The 18,983-nt window shown below is 58.3% G+C and carries 19 protein-coding genes and 1 pseudogene; 7 read left to right on the forward strand and 13 right to left on the reverse strand.

Annotated features, from left to right (window positions below):
• Nucleotides 1–78: 78 nt before the first annotated feature.
• Nucleotides 79–648: pseudogene (locus tag QP965_RS11615) on the reverse strand (IS30 family transposase); the annotation flags it as partial.
• Nucleotides 649–699: 51 nt separating this feature from the next.
• On the opposite strand from QP965_RS11615, the gene QP965_RS10370 reads away from it, so the two are divergent.
• The 4 genes from QP965_RS10370 to QP965_RS10385 all read left to right on the forward strand — a co-directional run bounded on the left by QP965_RS10370 (nt 700) and on the right by QP965_RS10385 (nt 3,351).
• Nucleotides 700–1,605: an Abi family protein gene (locus QP965_RS10370; protein WP_284844943.1), complete on the forward strand. Its 906-nt coding sequence runs from the start codon at nt 700–702 to the stop codon at nt 1,603–1,605.
• A 172-nt stretch (nt 1,606–1,777) separates the two neighbouring features.
• Nucleotides 1,778–2,749, forward strand: coding sequence for a TDT family transporter (locus QP965_RS10375; protein ID WP_284791521.1), 972 nt, complete (start codon nt 1,778–1,780; stop codon nt 2,747–2,749).
• An 18-nt stretch (nt 2,750–2,767) separates the two neighbouring features.
• Nucleotides 2,768–2,977, forward strand: coding sequence for a hypothetical protein (locus QP965_RS10380; protein WP_284844944.1), 210 nt, complete (start codon nt 2,768–2,770; stop codon nt 2,975–2,977).
• Nucleotides 2,977–3,351 carry a hypothetical protein gene (locus QP965_RS10385; RefSeq protein WP_284791520.1) on the forward strand — a complete coding sequence of 125 codons (375 nt, stop codon included), beginning with the start codon at nt 2,977–2,979 and terminating at the stop codon, nt 3,349–3,351. Before QP965_RS10380 ends, QP965_RS10385 begins: the two co-directional genes overlap by 1 nt.
• 2 nt (nt 3,352–3,353) lie before the next feature.
• Here the strand turns inward: QP965_RS10385 and QP965_RS10390 are convergent, their stop codons facing one another.
• From QP965_RS10390 to thrC, 4 genes are read right to left on the reverse strand one after another with little or no spacing between them, the layout of a single operon-like run.
• Nucleotides 3,354–3,899 carry an NUDIX hydrolase gene (locus QP965_RS10390; RefSeq protein WP_284844945.1) on the reverse strand — a complete coding sequence of 182 codons (546 nt, stop codon included), beginning with the start codon at nt 3,897–3,899 and terminating at the stop codon, nt 3,354–3,356.
• Nucleotides 3,900–3,928: 29 nt separating this feature from the next.
• Nucleotides 3,929–4,729, reverse strand: a complete 801-nt coding sequence (locus QP965_RS10395; RefSeq protein ID WP_284844946.1) for a trypsin-like serine protease — start codon at nt 4,727–4,729, stop codon at nt 3,929–3,931.
• Nucleotides 4,730–4,739: 10 nt separating this feature from the next.
• Nucleotides 4,740–4,886, reverse strand: a complete 147-nt coding sequence (locus QP965_RS10400) for a hypothetical protein (RefSeq protein ID WP_225746679.1) — start codon at nt 4,884–4,886, stop codon at nt 4,740–4,742.
• Nucleotides 4,887–4,889: 3 nt separating this feature from the next.
• A complete protein-coding gene (gene thrC / locus QP965_RS10405) occupies nt 4,890–6,332 on the reverse strand; it encodes a threonine synthase (RefSeq protein WP_269953178.1) in 1,443 nt (480 codons plus the stop codon).
• Between the two features lie 39 nt (nt 6,333–6,371).
• Here thrC and QP965_RS10410 point away from each other — a divergent pair, with 39 nt between their 5' ends.
• Nucleotides 6,372–7,679, forward strand: coding sequence for an MFS transporter (locus QP965_RS10410; protein WP_284815306.1), 1,308 nt, complete (start codon nt 6,372–6,374; stop codon nt 7,677–7,679).
• A gap of 14 nt (nt 7,680–7,693) precedes the next feature.
• On the opposite strand, the gene QP965_RS10415 is transcribed toward QP965_RS10410, so the two are convergent.
• The 7 genes from QP965_RS10415 to QP965_RS10445 form a co-directional block, all read right to left on the reverse strand.
• A complete protein-coding gene (locus QP965_RS10415; protein ID WP_284791516.1) occupies nt 7,694–8,401 on the reverse strand; it encodes an AAA family ATPase in 708 nt (235 codons plus the stop codon).
• A 10-nt stretch (nt 8,402–8,411) separates the two neighbouring features.
• A complete protein-coding gene (locus QP965_RS10420) occupies nt 8,412–8,630 on the reverse strand; it encodes a hypothetical protein (protein ID WP_040425194.1) in 219 nt (72 codons plus the stop codon).
• A 145-nt stretch (nt 8,631–8,775) separates the two neighbouring features.
• Nucleotides 8,776–9,225 (reverse strand): hypothetical protein, encoded by a 450-nt coding sequence (locus QP965_RS10425; RefSeq protein WP_284844947.1) that lies wholly within the window; start codon nt 9,223–9,225, stop codon nt 8,776–8,778.
• Nucleotides 9,226–9,235: 10 nt separating this feature from the next.
• The gene (locus tag QP965_RS10430) at nt 9,236–9,580 is read right to left on the reverse strand and encodes a Cgl2226 family protein (RefSeq protein ID WP_225746674.1); all 345 of its coding nucleotides are present in this window, start codon (nt 9,578–9,580) and stop codon (nt 9,236–9,238) included.
• A 97-nt stretch (nt 9,581–9,677) separates the two neighbouring features.
• Nucleotides 9,678–12,749, reverse strand: coding sequence for a bifunctional [glutamine synthetase] adenylyltransferase/[glutamine synthetase]-adenylyl-L-tyrosine phosphorylase (locus QP965_RS10435; protein ID WP_284844948.1), 3,072 nt, complete (start codon nt 12,747–12,749; stop codon nt 9,678–9,680).
• A gap of 7 nt (nt 12,750–12,756) precedes the next feature.
• Nucleotides 12,757–14,094 carry a glutamine synthetase family protein gene (locus tag QP965_RS10440; protein WP_225746672.1) on the reverse strand — a complete coding sequence of 446 codons (1,338 nt, stop codon included), beginning with the start codon at nt 14,092–14,094 and terminating at the stop codon, nt 12,757–12,759.
• 310 nt (nt 14,095–14,404) lie between these two features.
• On the reverse strand, nt 14,405–15,649 hold the full coding sequence (locus QP965_RS10445) for an IS256 family transposase (protein WP_284852694.1): 1,245 nt from the start codon (nt 15,647–15,649) through the stop codon (nt 14,405–14,407).
• 54 nt (nt 15,650–15,703) lie between these two features.
• Between QP965_RS10445 and QP965_RS10450 the strand changes: the two genes are divergently transcribed.
• Together QP965_RS10450 and QP965_RS10455 are read left to right on the forward strand one after the other, a co-directional pair.
• Nucleotides 15,704–16,822 carry a DUF2786 domain-containing protein gene (locus QP965_RS10450; RefSeq protein WP_284844896.1) on the forward strand — a complete coding sequence of 373 codons (1,119 nt, stop codon included), beginning with the start codon at nt 15,704–15,706 and terminating at the stop codon, nt 16,820–16,822.
• A gap of 133 nt (nt 16,823–16,955) precedes the next feature.
• A complete protein-coding gene (locus QP965_RS10455) occupies nt 16,956–18,692 on the forward strand; it encodes a CYTH and CHAD domain-containing protein (protein ID WP_284844895.1) in 1,737 nt (578 codons plus the stop codon).
• Between the two features lie 59 nt (nt 18,693–18,751).
• Here QP965_RS10455 and QP965_RS10460 read toward each other — a convergent pair whose 3' ends face one another.
• Nucleotides 18,752–18,940 (reverse strand): hypothetical protein, encoded by a 189-nt coding sequence (locus QP965_RS10460; RefSeq protein WP_250410194.1) that lies wholly within the window; start codon nt 18,938–18,940, stop codon nt 18,752–18,754.
• Nucleotides 18,941–18,983: the final 43 nt, after the last annotated feature.

Genomic DNA, 18,983 nt, shown 5'->3' on the forward strand with positions numbered 1-18,983 from the left:
TAGAAACCGAGTACTATCTCACCCAGCCCATCAACACAGGGCCGTAAAAGAAGCGGAACTAAACCCAGGACGCTTCAGTTGCGGAATAACCTGGACTGGAACTGCTTGACGACCATCAACGTACTCAATTACCTGCATAAGCCTGTTATACAGCGCCACATCCGGGCCAGCCGGGACAAAAGGCACACGCCCGGTGGAAAGCTTAATGACACCTTTGTCTATATCAGCAGCATTACGCGGATGAATGCCACAGGCTAAAGCGGCATCTTTGCGCCCTAAAGCATTCGCACGCAGTTGCAGATAACTACACCGGCCAGTTGTGGCCGCAGCTTTTCGGCCATGCGGATTGCGCTTCCACAAACCAAGCTCAATACCGATCCGGTACACCGGAGAAGAGCCTATAGAAAGCTGGCGCGCAATATCCATCGGTGCCACACCTTCCAGCCACAGGCGAGCTATTTCCTCACTGTCATCCGAGCTAGTAGTCCTGCGGCGCTTGCGCGGCAAGTCCAACTCGCCAGCAAGCCGATAAGCCACCGACCGCGCTAAACCAACCACCCCAGCAGCCGCCCGTATTGAACTACCAGCCCGAACCAACGACGCAAACCGCGCCACAACAGCAGAATCCGGAACCCATTTCGACTCCACACAATCACCTAACCCATGTCAGGTGTTTCCACGACCACTAGAAATCAAGCAATGAACCGCAGGAAGAAGTTCCTTAGCATTGAAGAGCAAGTCAGTTTAATTCAACGCCGTGGGTTAATTCTTCCTTCCGAAAAATCTGCTAAAGATTTCCTTGAGCGTCAAAACTATTACCGCTTTTCGGGCTACATGCGGTACTTCCAAGAAAATTCAGCCGGTGACGAAGCCAAATTCTTTCCTGTTACCCAGTGGGATGAAATAGTTAATATCTACCGGTTGGACATCGAACTTCGTTCTCTTCTTCTCCGCGGGCTCCAAGAAGCAGAGCTTGCGGCCAGAACGGCCTTTGCTCTCAGCGAAGGTGAAATCCATTCTCCTTACGAGCAGTACCTTCAGCCCACTGCTTACCGGCGCCCATCAAATCCGGCCATGCCGCCCACACACGAACTAATTATCAGTGAGCTCAAGCGGTCTAAGGAGCCATACCTCCACAAATACAAAAAGGACTCAGGGTCCGATACTGAAAGGTGGGTTTACGATGTGCCAATTTGGGTGGCCGTCGAGGCGCTGTCCTTTGGTACGTTGTCGAAAGCAATAAGCTTCCGAAAAGACAACAACCAAGTTTACGCAAAGACTTGTTCCATTCTTGGCGTAAAGAAACAATATTTAGCGCGCCAATTGCGCTCTTTTACCTTCGTGAGAAATAAATGTGCCCACTCAGCTCGGTTATGGAACAGTTTCGTTTTGGACCAACCTTCAGTTTCTAGTGCTACGAAACGGCGTGCTGAGAAAGTTTTAGGTCAAAATTACGGCGAGAACTCGCTACTAGCAGTAATTGTAGCCCTTGATAACTTTCTCTTTCTTACTAATTCGTGGGATGGATTTTTGGATGAGTATATAGAGCTGGTCAAACGAACTCCGGCTTTCCACCAAGGTATAGCGAATCCTCATCATTCATAGCTTCCTCGCTGTATGAACACGCAATGGTATTCCAGCCCTTTTCTTGCGACCCCAGACACACATTTATGTGGGATTGACCCCCGCCCCTAAAAGCAATCTTAGCGAGAGTTCTCACCAGTAAAAACGACAACAGAATTCTGATAACCCGACCGAAAGAAATTAACATGTGAGTGTGACTGATAGATTCCGCCAACTCCCGGCCCCTGGCCCCGCGTGGGGAGGCAGCCTCATGGGCACCTCCATCGTTTCGCGCCTGCTCGTGGAAGAAGGAATGATGATCCTGGCCGGCATTTTTGCCGCCATCGCGTGCGTCATCTTTGTCGTTCTCACCGCGGGCTTCTTGCGCTACCGCCACCCTAGTTTTGAGCGCACCACTATGGCGGAATGGTCGATGTTTTTCATCGGAATCTTGGCGCTCGGCGCCGCGCTTTCCGGTCTGACGGATATCCCTACCTTCCGCCTCGTGGGCTTTTGGATCGGTGGCCCGGTTACAGTTATTACGTGGGCTATCCAACTCACGCGCTTTGATGGCGAACCGAGGTTCACTTGGGGCTTGCCACTGGTCGGCCCTATGATTTCGGCTTCCGTTTCCGGTTGGCTAGCTAATGATTACGGCCCGCTCTACCACGTGATGGGTACGGTATTTTTCTTCATGTCCCTGGTGACGGCGGTGCCCACCTTCGCCCGCGTGTATTGGGCCGCATGGCACGGCAAGGTGGATTTCACCGGCGCGAAATCAGCCACCGCATGGGTCCCGCTAGGCGTAGTGGGCCAGTCCACCACGGCAATGCAGATTCTCTTCCCTGGCCCCGTCTCCATCTATTACGGCGTTACGGCGCTTATTATCGCCATTCCGCTGTCCATCTACGCGATGTTTACCTTCTATCCCAATGTGGCACGGTGGGTTCCGTACTCCCCGGCTTGGTGGTCCTGCACGTTCCCGCCGGGCACTGTGAGCATGGGCGGCCACCAGCTGGCATTGGTCAATGGCTCTGAGCTTATCGACGCCATTGCGCTCACCATTCCCGTCCTCCTCACCGCCCACTGGATGCTGTGCTCCACCCGCTTCCTCAGCTGGGTGTGGGAAGGAAAGAAGGAAACCGGCCCTGAAGAGCCACTCATTAAGACTGGGCCCAAGAGGTAGCAAGGAGGCGCAGCCACTATGCGAGACGCCAGCTTCGAACGAGGCAAGCGCCGCACACGCCGACGCACGCATGCAGCGCGACCGCGGCGCGAGCACTGGAGCAGGGAATACGCAATCTATGCGGAAGATTCCTGGGGCATCGATGACTTAGGGTCCGAGGGCGGCGAGAATTCCGTGCGCACCTATTCCGGTGGCCGCGCAGATGGCAATCGTCGCCGGCGCCGCTGATGCATAATAGCTCCCCTATCACCTTCATCGCCTGGGAGCGCGCCAACCTGGCTGCGGTGAGAGACGTACTCGCTGGCCTGCAGCGAGACGGCATCTATCTGCGCCGCGACCACCTGCTGATGGAGACGTCGTGGCTTGGCACAGGCGCGCGGGACTTCTACGCCACGGCCTGGCGCTGGGGCGCACAAGACTGCCCGCTCTTTTATGACTTAGCCCGGCGCGGACAGCTCCTACTTACTATCGGCGATACCGTGATTGCGTGTGGCAACGGAGCTGATATCGACGCTGCGCGCGATTGCATTGCACAAGAGCTCATCGCCGCCCAGGATCCGCAGCAGTTGTGCGGGCTGCTTGCCGACGCCCCAGAAGACTAGCCCTACAGTCCCGGTTGCTCGCTGCGCTTCATCCAGCCCATGCGCGGGGCAAAACCGCGGGGATGCTTCATCTGCGCTACGGCGTCGGCAATCATGAGGCGGTGGCGGCGCGACACGCTATCGGGAAGCTTTGCCACGGAGAACCACCCTGCCTCGGTATTTTCTTCGTCGCTGATGACCGGCTCTGCGCCATCCGCTACTGATACGCGCAGCGCCGTTCCCATAAAGGTGCACTCATCACCGTTGGGGTAGGTCACTGGTCCGGACTGCCCCACGCCCAATAGCGCTTCCACCTTGGCGTCAAGGCCGACTTCCTCTTTGACTTCTCGCAGCGCGGTGGTGGTGATTTCCTCGCCTGGCTCGCAGATTCCTTCCACCGGGGTCCACGTACCGTTATCGGAACGCTTTACTAGGAGCACGGAGGGGACTTCCCAGAGTGCGGCGTCTGCCGGAACATCGCGGACGATGATGGCGCTACAGGCCGGCACAAAGATCTGATCGTGTCCAATCTTTTCGCGCAGCTGAACAATAAAATCTGGAGTCGGCATGCCACCTAGCGTAGACCAGTGCGGCGCACTTAGGCCATGGGCCCCAAGACCTCTTTAGCTAGAAGCTGAATATCGGTGGCCAACGTGAAAGATAGCTCCATGTCCGTCAGCGTGGTCTGGCAGGTATGACCTTCTTCGAGGCGCTGCGTCGTTCCGGAAACCACGCCCACGATGGTTTGTTTTCCTTCTACTTCGCCATATACCGGGCCACCGGAGTCGCCTTTGGTACTGCATACGCGCGCCCTAGCGGCAAGCGAATCCCGCTGGAGTCCCTCCGAATTCAGCTGCGCCATCTCTGCATCATGGGAAAGCGTGCCGCAGGTCTCATCGGTCACACGGCCAAGCTTGCACACCTGATGCGGCAGGTGAGCCAGGGAGGTGGCGACGCTATTGTCCACCGCCCCGGGGACATAGTACTCAGCGCTACCAGTGATCTCGATAAAGGCCACATCGAGGTCGTGGCTATCTTCGGAATAGAAATCAGAGTAGATGACCTCGCCGATAGGTTCGGCGGGGTAGCTAAAGTCGCCGTCGGCGGTTCCGGCCCAGACCTTATCGCCGGGTTTGCCGCAATGGGAAGCGGTAACGGCGATCGTGCGGGCGTCGGCAAGCGTAAATGACCATGCCGCGGTACAAGACTGGTAGTTGAAATAGGCGCCCGGCCGCGGTTCATCGCCGGAGAGATCCAAGGCGGTACCCGGAGCGAGCGGCGCCGTGGCCGGAGAATAGGACTCATTGGGAATGAGGTTTTTGTACGACAGCGCGGAGAAACTCGGTTCTTCCCCTCCCCGCACCGGGCTGCAGGCTGCAAGGAACGCGGCCGTGCACACTACAAAGACGCTAGTTGCTCTCCGCGTCCGCATTCCCGGCGTTGTCCTTGTTCTCTTCTTCCGCATCCATCTCCGCCTGGGCTTTGAGATCGCGGATGAACTTTTCCGGATCAAACTCGGTGTAGTGTTCCGGGCCGGCAAAATTTTCTAAGGCCATGGTCTAAACCTCCGTTTTCTGAATCGACGTGGTGATGTAATCCTTGACCGCCGCGGCATCATTAGGCAAGTCCTTGACGTGCCGCTCAGCATCGAGGATGCCGGCAAAGCGCTCGGGTGGCTCAGGGGCAGAGCCGATGGCTTCCGTGATCGTCTCGGCAAACTTCACCGGCAGCGCGGTCTCCAGACACACGATTGGAGTCTTTACCCCCTCGCGCTGTGCGCCACGAGCCACCTTGATGCCGTCGGCCGTGTGCGGATCCGCCAGGTAATCAAAGCGCTCGTGTACATCCTTGATGGTGGCTAGGCGATCGGCATGGCTGGAGGAACCGGACAGGAAACCATAGTCCTCGCGGGCAGCAGCAATCTTGTCGTGGTCGAGGCTAAAGCCGCCCTCTTTCACCTTGGTGCCGAATAGCTCCGCGGTTTCGGCTGCATCGCGGCCGAGCAAGTCGAACGCAAAGCGCTCAAAATTCGAGGCGCGCGAGATATCCATGGACGGCGAAGAGGTTGCCATGGTCTCTGCGGCTGGACGCGGCCGGTAGTTTCCGGTGCGGAAGAACTCATCCAGCACATCATTTTCATTGGTAGCCACGATAAGACGATCAATGGGAAGGCCCATCTGGCGAGCGATGTGGCCGGCACAGATATCGCCAAAGTTACCGGTGGGAACGCTAAAGGAAACCTTCTGATCGGCGGTCTCGGTGACCTTGAGCCAGCAGGAAATGTAGTAGACCACCTGGGCCATCAACCGTGCCCAGTTAATGGAATTGACCGCGCCAATGCGGTAGGCGGCCTTAAAGTCAGCATCTCCCGATACCGCCTTGACCACATCCTGGCAATCATCGAAAACGCCATCTAGAGCGATGTTGAAGATATTCGGGTCATCCAGCCCAAACATCTGCGCCTGCTGGAAGGCCGTCATTCGGCCGGCCGGGGTGAGCATAAAGACGCGAATGCCGTGGCGCCCACGCATCGCATACTCTGCAGAGGACCCCGTATCGCCGGAAGTGGCGCCCAGAATATTGAGGGTCTCACCGCGGCGGGCGAGCTCGTATTCAAAGAGCTCACCCAAAAGCTGCATGGCCATGTCCTTAAATGCTGCAGTAGGTCCTTCAGATAGATGGCCGATAAACAGGCCCTCGCCTAGTTCGGTGACGGGAACGATTTCCGGGTCCGCAAACTTGGGGCTGGTATAAGCGCGCGCGGCGATATCCTCGATGTCTTGCGCTGGAATATCGTCAATGAAAAGCTTAAGTACCTCGGCCGCAAGCGCCGCGTAGCCTTTGTCCGCTAGGAGCCTGCGCCATGAATTTAAAGTGGCGGAATCTAGCTGTGGGTAGCTCTCAGGCAGGTATAAACCGCCATCGGGGGCAAGCCCACCGAGGAGAATATCTGTAAAAGATGCGGGCTGACGGGCGGTATCGCGGGTCGAAATGTACTTCACACAAAAGAATCTTAGTAGTTAAGGCGTAAGGTATCAGCCATGTCGCATCCGAATCCCCGAGAAGTCATTACCACTCAGGCTTTAGGCATTTGGGTAGCCGCCATGGCGGTCTACCTCGTAGCGATTACCGGCCGTACCTCTTTTGGTGTGGCCGGTTTGGATGCCATTGAGCGCTTCGATGTCGATGCCGGCCGTATCGCGGTCTTTACCTCTGTGCAGTTGGGTGTGTATGCCCTAGCCCAAATCCCCACCGGCATCTTGATTGATAAATTTGGCCCGCGCCTACTCCTCGTGGTCGGCGCCGTCATTATGGGCATTGGCCAAGTGGTACTGGGCTTTACCACCAGCTATGGCGTAGCCATTGCCGCGCGCGTTCTCATCGGCGCGGGCGATGCCACGGCATTTCTCTCCGTGATGCGCATCCTGCCCTATTGGTTCCCACTGCACCGCACCCCCATGTTCACCCAGGTGACGTCGTCGCTGGGGCAAATGGGTCAGTTCATTTCCGCGGTGCCCTTCCTGTGGTTGCTGGGTGCGGCCGGATGGACAGCTGCCTTCGTTACCCTCGGCGCGGTGGGCATCCTGGTAGCCATCGCCGCCATCGTGGCAGTAGCAGACTCACCAGAGAAGTTGGGGATTATTCCCACGGAGAAGGAACCACCCAACTCGCAGGCCACCAGCATCCCCGCCCGCTTGAAAACGGTATTCCGCTCCCCGGTGGCCTGGCAGGCTTACTTCATCCACTACATCGGCATGCTCCCGCTCATCGTCTTTGTCATGCTCTGGGGCATGCCCATGATGACCCAGGGCATGGAGATGTCCAAGGCCAAGTCCAGCCTGGTACTTACCTTGCTGGCGGTATTCTTGGTCCTCGTCGGCCCCCTGCACGGCAAAATTTCCTCCCGCGCGCAGCATGTCCGCCCGTGGCTTAGCCTCGGGTTCGTAGCAATTCACGTACTGACCTGGCTGATTTTCTTTACCTTTGGCACCGACAGCGGTGTGGTCGCAATTTTGGTGGTGTCCTTCGTTACCGCACTGTGTACACCGACGGCTAACTATGGCTTCGATATCGTGCGTGAGCGCATGGACCGCTCCGTGGTAGCCACAGCTACGGGCTTGGGAAATATGGGTGGGTTTACCTCCGGCATGTTGGGCGCGCAGCTCTTCGGCATGGTGTTGGACCATTCCTCCGACGCCCCTGATTACTCCATGCCGGATTTCACTGCCGCCGCGGCTGCGGTGCTAGCCGTTTGGGTAGTAGGCATGATTGGTGTGATCATCACCCACTTCCTTCGCCGTCGCGCGGGCGAAGACGGGCCTTCGGTCACCATCGTGGAGGTTTCCTAGAAACCCTCGGTTGATCACTCCGGGTTGAGGATAAAGCGAATGGTCCCCTCAGGGTCCGCCAGAAGTTCCCGGGTCGCCGCCACGGCTTCCGCCTCGTCGAAGGCGATGCGTTCAAAGCCAGTATCGTTGAGCTCCACAATGTCCGCACCAGGGCAGGCCAGAAGAATCGGCGAGTGCGTGGCAATAATGACCTGTGCGCCGCGGTCAACTGCTTGGGCAATTTCCCCTACGAGGGCCAGCTGCCGGATAACGGACAGCCCAGATTCTGGCTCATCAAGGATGTAGACGCCTTGGCCATTGATGTGCTCATAGAGCAGGTCAAAGACGGATTGCCCGTGCGAGCGGCGGGACAAATCCACGTTCTGAGAAAGAGTCGAACGACCACCACGTTCGGCCGCTGAATCCCCACGTCCAATCAAGTACTCGTGCTTTTCGGCGCGCAGGAAATAGGCACGCTGGATCACTTCCTCCGTATCGCAGCGAATGGGGCTGCGAGGAACGATTTCATCTGGGTCATCCATGCGGCCGCCCGCAGGTGAACAGCCCAAATCACTAGCTACGCCAGCGAGCAAGCTCGATTTGCCAATGCCGTTTTCACCTACGAAGACGGTGACAGGGCTTCGCAACTTGAAGCTGCCCAAATCAACTAAGTAGTCGAAGACAGGCAGCTCGGCACGGTAGTCATCAGGCTTAAACTTCAGGCTTAGGGCATCAACCAGCATGGACCCTAGGTTAATTCAGTTCATCGAGTACGCGCAGCGCATCTTCCTGCGCTGCCGCCGCGCCAAAGTTTTTCAGGTGGCCACCCAAGTCGCCGGCCGGAACTGACTGGGCGATGGTATCGGCCGGCACGGTATTGACGGCATAAGCCACCCCTACCCCGCCGGTGATGGGGATGGCAATGGCGGCGAGTACTCCCGCCGCGGTCGACAGCGTGGTCTTGAAAGTCATAGTCTCCTCCAGAGGCTTCGGCACCGAGCACCCTGCCCGTTACCAATTTGTGATGTTTTACCTTAGGAAGAGTTACTGCCAAGGCCATGCCGCCTAGCTGCGGGTTGCCTGAATTTTCGCGCCCAGTTCGCGAGGAAATAAAGGGCTAGTTTGCTGGATAGCTCTCGGCCACGATGCCATCGCTGGCCGGCATCACAAGGCCTCGCTCAAATGCGACGAGGACTGCCTTTTCATCGGATTCGCTGATGTCACCAGACTCCACCGCACTGTTGAGCTCGCGCTCCAAGTAGACGCGCACATCGGATTTGCCGTTTTCCGTCTGGGTAATACCCCGCGGGACGGAATTGAGCGGGATGCCCAGCGCCTTCGCCAGGGAGGTCACGCGGTTGGCGTCGGTGGAATCATCGGCCTTGATGTCACCATTGACCTGTGCGGGCATGTCTTCTTGGACCACGCCACCTGCCACGGCCTCGCCCACCGTCTTCGTCCCCTTGGGGGGATTATCGCGATTGGTGGCCCACACCCCGACAGCGATAGCCACGATGACGGCCACGGCTACAAAGGCCCACAGGTAGATGAGCTTATGTCGATACACTCCGCTGATTTTAGCCATGGTACCCAGCGCTATCGCCGAAGGAACCGTAGTCATTGCCGCGAGGGTTCTCGCCGCGATCATTGAGGGCGTCGATGATGGAGCGGATGGTGGCCTCCCCTATGCGGTCGGCGCGCCCCCACGAGCGAGGGGCCTGGCGAGAATTGTGCGGTGCTGATTCTGGGCGCGGCGGCGCTGGCTTTTCCTCCCGCGGCGTAGAGACCTCGATGGTCAAGGTGGTGCCATCAAGGCGGAGGGCGTCACCATCGCGCACGCCCGCGGCGCGCGCTGCGGAAAGCAGCGCGGATAGTTCGCTCACCGTGGCGTTGTCCACATCGAGTTGCAGCTTAAAAGACATAACTAGCCAGTCCTTTCTTGTTCCCATCCCACTTTAGAGCCCGAAAGTGCAAAAAGTAAGGCCACAATGCGCGCATCGGGGACTTTCAAGGCTAACTCTAAGAATGCTCGAAGGATTCCTCCTCGCCCCAGAAGACCTCATCTACAACCTTCCGGGCATGGCGGGTAAGTTTCAGATAGTTTTCTAGAAACCCTTGGTTATCCTCCGGCGGCCAGCCAGCGGCACCGGCTACCTGGGCCAGCTGCGGACCGGGCCCGGGCAACTGGTCGACGCGCTTGCCGCGCACGAGCACCAGTGCATTGCGGGCGTCGGTAGCCATAAGCCAGGCTTCGCGCAGGTCCGAGACCTGCTCGGCAGAGAGGATTGCGTTTTCCTCCAAGGCATCGAGCACGCGGAGTGTGGACGGATCGTGCAGTTGGGCATACTCGTGAGCATGCATCATGGTCAGGAGCTGTACGGTCCATTCAATATCTGAGAGCGCACCGCGCCCCAGCTTGGTATGAGTATTGCGGTCCGCGCCGCGCGGCAGGCGCTCATTGTCCACGCGCGCCTTCATGCGCCGGATATCGCGAATGGTCGAGGCGCTCGCGCCGCCTTCTGGGTAGCGGAAGCTATCGACCATGGACATAAATCGCTCGCCTACTTCCTTGTCACCAGCCACGAAGGCCGCGCGCAACAAAGCCTGCAGCTCCCAAGACTCGCCCCACTCGCGGTAGTAACGCTCATAGGAGGAGATGGTGCGCGCCACCGCACCAGAGCGGCCCTCTGGGCGCAGGCCCAAATCGACGTCCAATGGTGGGTCGCCCGAAGGCTTAGACAGGCGGCGCCGAAGCTTATCGACGATCCCGATGGCCCACTTCACGGCCTCCCCTTCCGCACCAGAGTCACCGGGCGGTTCGCTAGGTTCTGCTACGACGAGCACATCCGCATCTGAGCCAAATCCCAGCTCCATACCTCCCAAACGGCCCATGCCAATGACGGCGATGCGCGCTGGCGGCTCTGCGTCCTCGTTAGCCAGGCGCCACGCGCGCACCTCAGCGCGAAGTGCGGCCTCAAGGACGGCATCCCAAATTGTGGATAGCTCGTGACACACCTGCTTGACCGGCATGAAGCCCAGCAAATCCGCACTGGCGATGCGGGCCAGCTCAACCCGGCGCAACGAGCGCGCCACCGCCACCGCTTTATCCGGGTCGGCGTGTCGCTTGCTGGAATTGACCAGCGCCTTGGAAACCTGTTCGGGCTTGGTTTCTAGCAGTTTGGGGCCAGTGGCGCCGTCGGAAAGCTGCTTAACCGAATCCGGTGCGCTAATAATCAGATCAGAAGTAAACGGCGAGGTACCCAGAATGTGCATGAGCCGCTGGCCCACAATTCCTTCATCGCGCAGCATGCGCAAGAACCACGACCTATCGTTCGCGGCCTCCGAGAGCTTGCGATAGTTCAACAGACCCATATCGGGGTCTGCGGTATCAGCCAGCCATTCCATCAAGGTAGGCAGCAAAATCGCCTGGATGCGTGCCTTGCGCGAGGTTCCCGCCGCCAAGGAGGTCAAGTGCTCGAATGCGCGGTCGGGGTGGTTATAGCCCAACGCGGCCAGCTGCAGCTTGGCGGCCTCCGGCGACAGCTTGAGCTCATCGGCGGACATGGTGACCACGGAATTAAGCAGCGGCCGGTAGAACAGGCGCGAGTGCAGCTCGGAGATCCGCAGACGGATTCGGCGCAGGTGCGAGAGCATGCGCTCGGCCGCCGACTTGGTGCCCTGCGGATAAAAGCCGGCGATGCGCGCCAGCCACTTCATCCCCTCTTCATCGTCCTTTTCCGGCAGCGTGTGTGTGCGGCGGAAGCGCTCCAATTGCAGGCGGTGCTCAAGCAGGCGCAAAAACTCATAGGCCTCAATGAGCTGGGTGCCGTCCTCGCGGCCGACGTACCCCGCTGAAATCAGTGCCTCCAGCGCCTCCACCGTGGAAAGCGCACGCAGCGTCTCATCGGAGCGCCCGTGCACCAATTGCAAGAGCTGGACAGCAAATTCGATATCGCGCAGGCCGCCCACGCCTAGCTTCAGCTCGCGATGCTTGAGTTCTGCGGGAACATTGGCCAGCACGCGGCGGCGCATGGCCTGTACGTCCTCAACAAAGGACTCGCGCTGCGACGCCGTCCACACCATCGGGCGAATCTGGTCCAAATAGTCCTGGCCTAGTGGGAGGTAGCCCGTCATGGCGCGCGCTTTAAGGAGCGCCTGGAATTCCCACGTCTCCGCCCATCGCTTGTAGTAGGCCACGTGGGATTCCAAAGTGCGCACCAACGCGCCCGACTTTCCCTCCGGGCGCAGGTTGGCATCCACCTCGAAAAAGGTGGTGGATCCAATGCGATTAAACTCCGCCGCCAGCCGCGTGGCCCTAGGGGTTGCCTCGCTGCCGACGAAGATGACGTCCACATCGGAGATATAGTTCAGCTCGCCTGCGCCACACTTGCCCATCGCCATGACGGCCAGCTGTGCATCCAAGGGTTCATCGCCGTAGATGGTGCGCACAGCGCAGGCAAGGGAGGCGGTTAAGGCGGCGTCGGCAAGCGCGGTGGTCAGAGCCGTAATCTGGCGGAATCCTATCTCCGGCTGCAGCCTGGTCTGGCCCTTGCGTGAATGGAAGGTGCCCGCCACATCACAGGCGGCAATGCGCATCATCAAAGTGCGGTAGGTCGTGCGCAGCGCCTTCTTATGCTCACCCTCGCCGGCACGGTAAGTACCCGCCGCGCTCAAGTCCTCGCGCGCCGGATCGGGCCGGTCCACGTCGTGAGCAAAGTCCGCAGGCTGGGCATCGACCGCACCAAGCAAGCTTTGCAGCATCTCTTCGGGCTGAGGAAGGGGTTTTTCTAATTCTCGCCACAGTTCAGGGTGTGCCGCGAGATGATCGCCAAAGGCGGTCGACGCCCCCAGTAAGGCGAAGAGGCGCACGCGCAAGGTTTCATTGGACCGCACGGCATCATCTAGCTCTGGGGCTTGCTCATAGATGCGGATCAGATTATTGAGAGCCAGGTCTGGGTCACCCACGGCAGCGAGGGTCCACAACAGATCCGCTGATTCCGGATTCTTCCACCCCAGCTGCTCAATATCCTGCGCAGCATGCGGGCGGGTAAGACCTAGTGTGGCCGGTGAAGGCACAGCAGCAGGACGCATTATTCTCCTAGAAGTTCAAGTTATTGCGCAGCTCAAAGGTGGTGATTTGGCTCTGATAGTGATGCCACTCATCCCACTTGGAGCGCAGGAAGAACTCAAAGACGTGCTCGCCCAGGACTTCGGCCATGAACTCGGATTTTTCAAATTCTCGCAAGGCCTGATCCAGGCTGGTGGGTAGATCCTTATAGCCCATTGCCCGGCGCTCGCGGCGGGTGAGCTGGTGGACATCGTCCTCGGCCGGTTCATCGAGCTCGTAGCCCTCGCGGATGCCTCGCAGGCCTGCTGCTAGTAGCACCGCATAGCCCAGGTAGGGGTTCATCGAGGCATCAATGGAGCGGATTTCTACCCGGCGCGATTCTTCCTTGGTCAGCCGGTAGGTGGGAACGCGGACCAGCGCGGAGCGATTCGATACTCCCCAGGTGGCTGCGCCCGGCGCCTCGTTGCCGAACATCAGGCGCTTATAAGAATTGGTCCACTGATTCACAATCGCGGACATCTCCGTGGAGTGCTCCAAGATGCCGGCGATGAACTGGCGGCCGGTCTGGGACAAAGAGAATTCATCATCCGGATCGTGGAAAGCATTGGATTGGCCTTCAAAAAGGCTCAAGTGGGTATGCATGCCAGAGCCCGGCAAATGTTCGAAGGGCTTAGGCATGAAGGTGGCGCGCACGTTGGAATTGGTGGCCACCTGCTTGATCACGTGCCGGAAAGTCATGATGTTATCGGCCATGGTGAGCACGTCCGCATGGCGCAGATCAATTTCTTGCTGGCCCGGCGCGGTTTCGTGGTGGCTAAACTCCGTGGCAATTCCCAGCGATTCCAGCGCTAACATTGCCTTCCTGCGGAAAAGCGGGGCGGTATCGTGCGTTGCTTGGTCGAAGTAACCGCCGTTATCCGTCGGTACCAAGTCAGTGAGTTCGCGGCCGCGCTCGAAAAGATAGAACTCGATTTCAGGCGAAGCCATGCAGGTAAATCCATCGTTGGCGGCCTCGGTGACCTGGCGGCGCAGGATATGGCGCGGGTCCACCATAGAGGGCTGGCCGTCTGGCTGTGCGATATCGCAAAACATGCGGGCCGATTGCAGGTCCGGCTCATCCATATCAAAGGGCAGAATCTGGAAGGTGGAGGGATCTGGCAGGGCGATCGTGTCAGACTCAGAGATGCGAGAAAAGCCCTCTACGGAAGAACCATCAAAGCCAACACCTTCTTCAAAGGCCGATTCCAGCTCGGACGGGCTCATGACCACGGATTTAAGGGCGCCCAGAATATCCGTAAACCACAGGCGGATAAAGCGGATATCGCGTTCCTCAACGGTGCGCAAGACAAATTCGTGTTGGCTATTCATGCTTTAGACCTTACCGGCTCTCCCCCGAGGGATGTGCAGTTCATGCGACAGTTTTTCCGGGGCGAAACGCGCAGGTCGCAAGAGTATCTAGGGGGTGGCCAGTGGGGGATTTTCCGGCAGGAGCCAGCTCCAGCGCATGCTTTGCTAAGTGGGCAAGCGAACACACGTACACCTCTTAAAGGACGAATCTTTATGACCACCCACTGCGATGACGGTCAAGTCCTGGGTAGTGGTGTATCTGTTTTCGAATCTGGGGTTAGTTTCATGGCGGTGGTTTAGGGGCCATCTCGGGGATAAGGGGTGAGGGTATTCACGCGGCGATCTCCTGGTTGTTGTCGCGGTCCTCGTCGATGACCCCAGCGGCGATGATCTCTTTGGTCTGTGCCAGGCTGGTCAGTGACATATAACGCTTCTGTTGGATCCAGTCATCGTGCTGTTCGGCCAACACCGCCCCAACAAGGCGCACAACAGCGTCTCGGTTTGGGAAGATTCCTACGACATCGGTACGCCGGCGGATCTCCCTATTGAGCCGTTCAGTGGGGTTATTCGACCAGATTTTGGTCCACACCGCTCTCGGCGCAGCGGTAAACGCCAACAGCTCGTCGAGACACTCCTCGAGGTAGGTGGCAACGTGAGGGAATTTCTGCTGGCAGAATTCAATAACCTCACGAGCTTGGGCCCACACACTAGCGGCATCGGGTTGCTGAAAGATTGTGTGAAACATCGCTGACAGAGTCGGCCATTGGGTTTTGGGAACCTGGGCCGAGAGGTTCTTCGCGAAGTGCGTTCGACACCGCTGCCAACTAGCCTGCGGCAGGCAGTCACCCACGGCTGCTTGAATACCAAGATGGGCATCACTAGTAACGAGGAATACCCCGGTCAGGCCACGGGCGATGAGGTCCCGAAAGAACCCGGTCCACGACGCGGTAGATTCCGCGGTGGCAACCTGCATGCCCAAAAGCTCTCGGTAGCCGTCAGCGTTGACACCTGTGGCCAGCAACACGCTGGTCTTTACGACACGTCCTCCTTCCCACACCTTCATTGTCAGCGCGTCGCAGGAGACAAAGTGGTAGGGGCCTTGGTCAAGCCGGCGGGTGCGGAAGTCATCGACCATGTCATCGAGTTCTTTGGCCATCTGGCTGACCTGAGACTTCGACAAGTTGTTGATCCCAAGGGTGGCCACCAGGTCGTTCATCCTGCGAGTGGAGACTCCTTTCAGGTAACAGGTGGCGATGACTGTGGTCAAGGCACGCTCGGTGCGGCTGCGGCGCTCTAGCAGCCAGTCAGGGAAAAATGCGCCGGTGCGTAGCTTCGGGATTGCCACATCAATGCTGCCGACTCGGGTATCAAGTTGGCGATGACGGTAGCCATTACGTGTGTTGGTGCGCTCGGCTGACACGGTGGCGTAATCAGCCCCGCAGACGGTGTCTGCTTGGGCGGAAAGAATCTGGTTGATGAAGTCAGTGAGCATTTGGCGCATCAAATCTGGGGACGCTTGAGTCAGCAGCTCTTCGAGATACGCGGTCGGATCGATATGATGAGGGTCAGCGGCCATCGCAGGGTACTTCCTTTCGAGGATAGGTAAGAGTTGATTCGAAAGGTACCCGCGATGGTCGCCTTCATGCACACCGGCACAAGACTTACCGCGGGCTACAGATACACCACGTTAGGGGACGCAACCTGCGATGACCTTTCTGCTCACGTAATCGAACGCCTCGTCACCGCCGCACAACAAGGCTGGGCGCCGGCGGACTTAGAACACGTCTTAGGCCCGCACGCCTACCCGATTATTTACCGTGCAAGCCCCCATGTGCCGGCACGAATTACCTCCCCTGCGCTGCGCAAAGCATGGCTACAGATGGCCCCTCCGCAGGAAAACTTCATTCCCCGCGATAAGTTGCGCGCCATTATTAAAGAGCTCATTCACCTACCGAAGCTGCGCGATACCGAGCTTTTAGCCTCCGGCGAATCCTTGCGGGAGGACGGGCTCAGCGATAAGCAACGCAAAATCCGCGAGAAGGTTCTAGGCCTTTTACGGAAAGCGGAATCTACCAGCTTTGAGGATGAGGCCGAGGTTCTCATTTCTAAGGCGCAGTCCCTGCAGCAGAAGTATCGCATCGAAGACCTGCTTACTTCCGAGCTGCCTCATCTCATTTCCCACCGCGTGCACATCCACCCGCCGTATATCAAGCACCAGGCTTCCCTATTAAGCACCATCTCTGACGCCAATGGATGCACCACTCTCCTGATTCATGACAAGGGTTTAGCCTGTGTGATTGGCGCTCCTGCCGACGCCGCCCATTGCGCCGACCTTTTTGCCTCCCTCAACCGTCAATGCGATTGGTTCATGCGCAATGGTGACGGCGCAGAAATTGCCCGCGCTACGGGCTCTACCGCCGCTTATCGCCGTAGCTTCCGGCTCTCTTATGCCGCCCGCATCGGTGAACTGCTCACTCAAGCAAATGAGGATGGAATCGCAGATAACCTGCGGGAATCCCAGTACTGCTCACACCATGCAGAGACTGTAGCTACCCAAACCCTTCCGGCGTTGCAGGCGCGCACCGATCATGCCATCGACACTCGCAATCGTCTTTTCCCCAACCTGACGGAAATGTCGCTTTCCATGAACAGCATGCACGGCATTAACGATGGCATTGCCGCTGCCGATAAATCTCACTTTGGCGGCGATGCTTCCGGGATCGGTTCGGTTCCAGAAATTACGCAGTAATTTTGCCCTGCTCAAGGCCATTCTTCCCTCCCGTTCCCTGCTAGCGAACGGGGGCGAGGAGCGACACCGAAACGAATGCTTAACGGGTAGGATCACCGGTGAGATATTGGTCTAGAAAGTAAAAGGTACGTGAATGTCTACACAGTCTTTTCTCGAAGTTGAAGCGAAATTCTCCGTAGCCGAGTCCACTCAGCTCCCTGAACTGACCCGCCTCGAGGGAGTTGACCACGTTGCAGACACGCGCCACCACGCGCTTTCTGCCATCTACTACGACACCGAAGACCTCCGCCTCACCCATGCAAAGGTCACCCTCCGCCGTCGCACCGGTGGTAATGATGATGGCTGGCATATCAAGATTCCTAGCGAGGCTGGCCGCACTGAAATCCACGCCGAGCTGGAAGAACCTGTAGATGGCCGCTACGAAGTACCTGAGGAGCTTCTCCACCAGGTCCGCTCCATTATCCGCCACAACGAACTCACCCCGATTGCTCAAGTAGACAACAAGCGCACCGAGATGGTCCTAGCGGATGCCGACAATAAACCGGTAGCAGAATTCTGCGATGACCACGTCACCGCCTTTTCCTTCCTTCCAGGTGGCCAGCAACAGTCGTGGCGCGAGTGGGAAGTAGAGCTCGCCGGTGAGCTTCCTGGCACTGAGGAAGGTACGCAATTCATTCGCCGTGCCACTTCCCTGCTCATCGGTGCCGGTGCGCGCGTTTCTTCCTCCCCATCCAAGCTGAAGACCGCCCTGGGTGATTCCTACGCCAATGCTCCGCTGCCTCCAGCCCTGGTATCGCCGGATGTAGACCCAGACTCCCCTGCCGCGGCCGTCATCACCGCACTCCAAGCCAACCGCGACAAGCTAGTTGATTATGACCCGCGCGTGCGCCGCGATGAGTGGGACTCGGTTCACCAGATGCGCGTCGCCACCCGCGAGCTGCGCAGCCACCTGCAGACCTTCCATGGCATCGTTGTCGGCCCAGAAATCGACAAGATCGAAGCCGAGCTCAAGGAGCTTGCCAGCATCTTGGGCGTTGCTCGCGATGCGGAAGTTGTGGAAGAGCGCTGGCAGAAGCTGCTGGAGTCCGAGGATTCTGACACCTTGGATGACTCCACCCGCGAGCACATTGCGCACGATATGGGCAACGCCTACCGCCGCGCGCACCGCCGCGTTATCGCAGCCCTAGATTCCGAGCGTTACCTCGAGCTGCTGGAGTCTCTCGATCGCCTGCTCGCAGACCCGCCAACGGCCGATAAGCAACAGGAGTCCGCCCCGGCAGCAAGCGATGCGGAGCAGACAGAGGAGCAGTCCTCTGCAGAAGATGACGCCGCTACCCCTACCGAATCCAGCGAGGACAGCGCACCTGCTGCAGAAAAGGCCGAAAAGAAGCCAGAGAAAAAGAAGTCCAAGGACAAGTCCGCCGACATGGATACCGTGATGGCGCAGCACCTTGAAAAGGCCTATAACAAGCTGGTCAAGCGCCATAAGAAGGCCGTGGAGAACTGGGATAACCAAGAATTGTCCCTGCACGAGCGCGAGGATTATTTCCACGATATGCGCAAGGCAGCAAAGAAGCTGCGCTATGCAGCTGAAGCAGCCGGTTCTGCCACCAACCTCAAGACCAAGCGCCTCTACAAGGCCTGCAAGCAGATGCAGTCGGTGCTCGGTGACTTCCAGGATTCCGTGACCTCGCGCGATAAGCTGCTCGAGCTGGCACAGTCCGCTCGCCGCCGTGGGGAGAATACCTTTGGCTACGGCCTGCTTTACCAGCGCGAGCGAACCCTTGGCCTAAAGGCTCTTGATGATTACGCCGAGTCTTTCAAAGACATCAAGGCCGCGTTTAAGCCGCTGCGCAAGAAACTAAAGTAGCCGCGCTCCCCGGGTAGGTGCCGGGAAACACGGCTTTAAAAGAGATGGCTGGGAGTTAGTTACTTCCAGTCATCTTCTTCGTCTGCGGCATCTGCCGCATCATTGCGGGCTTGGGCGATTTCGATGGCGTTTTCTGCCTCTTCGCGGGTGTCATACGGGCCCATTCGATTTTCCCAGCCGGAGGTTTTGCCTTGGCTGACTTCCTTAGTGGTGGGATCAAAGAACCACTTCTGGTCTGCATCGCTCATGAAACTATCCTCTCAGTCGTTGCATCAGCGGCACCGGCTAAGT

It is taken from the genome of Corynebacterium sp. MSK074 (assembly GCF_030229735.1).
Taxonomy (GTDB): domain Bacteria; phylum Actinomycetota; class Actinomycetes; order Mycobacteriales; family Mycobacteriaceae; genus Corynebacterium.

Coding starts and splice junctions, on each gene's coding strand:
- QP965_RS10370 (WP_284844943.1), top strand. CDS start 700: ATGAACCGCAGGAAGAAGTTCCTTAGCATTGAAGAGCAAGTCAGTTTA.
- QP965_RS10380 (WP_284844944.1), top strand. CDS start 2,768: ATGCGAGACGCCAGCTTCGAACGAGGCAAGCGCCGCACACGCCGACGC.
- QP965_RS10385 (WP_284791520.1), top strand. CDS start 2,977: ATGCATAATAGCTCCCCTATCACCTTCATCGCCTGGGAGCGCGCCAAC.
- QP965_RS10390 (WP_284844945.1), bottom strand. CDS start 3,899: ATGCCGACTCCAGATTTTATTGTTCAGCTGCGCGAAAAGATTGGACAC.
- QP965_RS10400 (WP_225746679.1), bottom strand. CDS start 4,886: ATGGCCTTAGAAAATTTTGCCGGCCCGGAACACTACACCGAGTTTGAT.
- QP965_RS10410 (WP_284815306.1), top strand. CDS start 6,372: ATGTCGCATCCGAATCCCCGAGAAGTCATTACCACTCAGGCTTTAGGC.
- QP965_RS10415 (WP_284791516.1), bottom strand. CDS start 8,401: ATGCTGGTTGATGCCCTAAGCCTGAAGTTTAAGCCTGATGACTACCGT.
- QP965_RS10420 (WP_040425194.1), bottom strand. CDS start 8,630: ATGACTTTCAAGACCACGCTGTCGACCGCGGCGGGAGTACTCGCCGCC.
- QP965_RS10430 (WP_225746674.1), bottom strand. CDS start 9,580: ATGTCTTTTAAGCTGCAACTCGATGTGGACAACGCCACGGTGAGCGAA.
- QP965_RS10435 (WP_284844948.1), bottom strand. CDS start 12,749: ATGCGTCCTGCTGCTGTGCCTTCACCGGCCACACTAGGTCTTACCCGC.
- QP965_RS10440 (WP_225746672.1), bottom strand. CDS start 14,094: ATGAATAGCCAACACGAATTTGTCTTGCGCACCGTTGAGGAACGCGAT.
- QP965_RS10445 (WP_284852694.1), bottom strand. CDS start 15,649: ATGGCCGCTGACCCTCATCATATCGATCCGACCGCGTATCTCGAAGAG.
- QP965_RS10450 (WP_284844896.1), top strand. CDS start 15,704: ATGGTCGCCTTCATGCACACCGGCACAAGACTTACCGCGGGCTACAGA.
- QP965_RS10455 (WP_284844895.1), top strand. CDS start 16,956: ATGTCTACACAGTCTTTTCTCGAAGTTGAAGCGAAATTCTCCGTAGCC.
- QP965_RS10460 (WP_250410194.1), bottom strand. CDS start 18,940: ATGAGCGATGCAGACCAGAAGTGGTTCTTTGATCCCACCACTAAGGAA.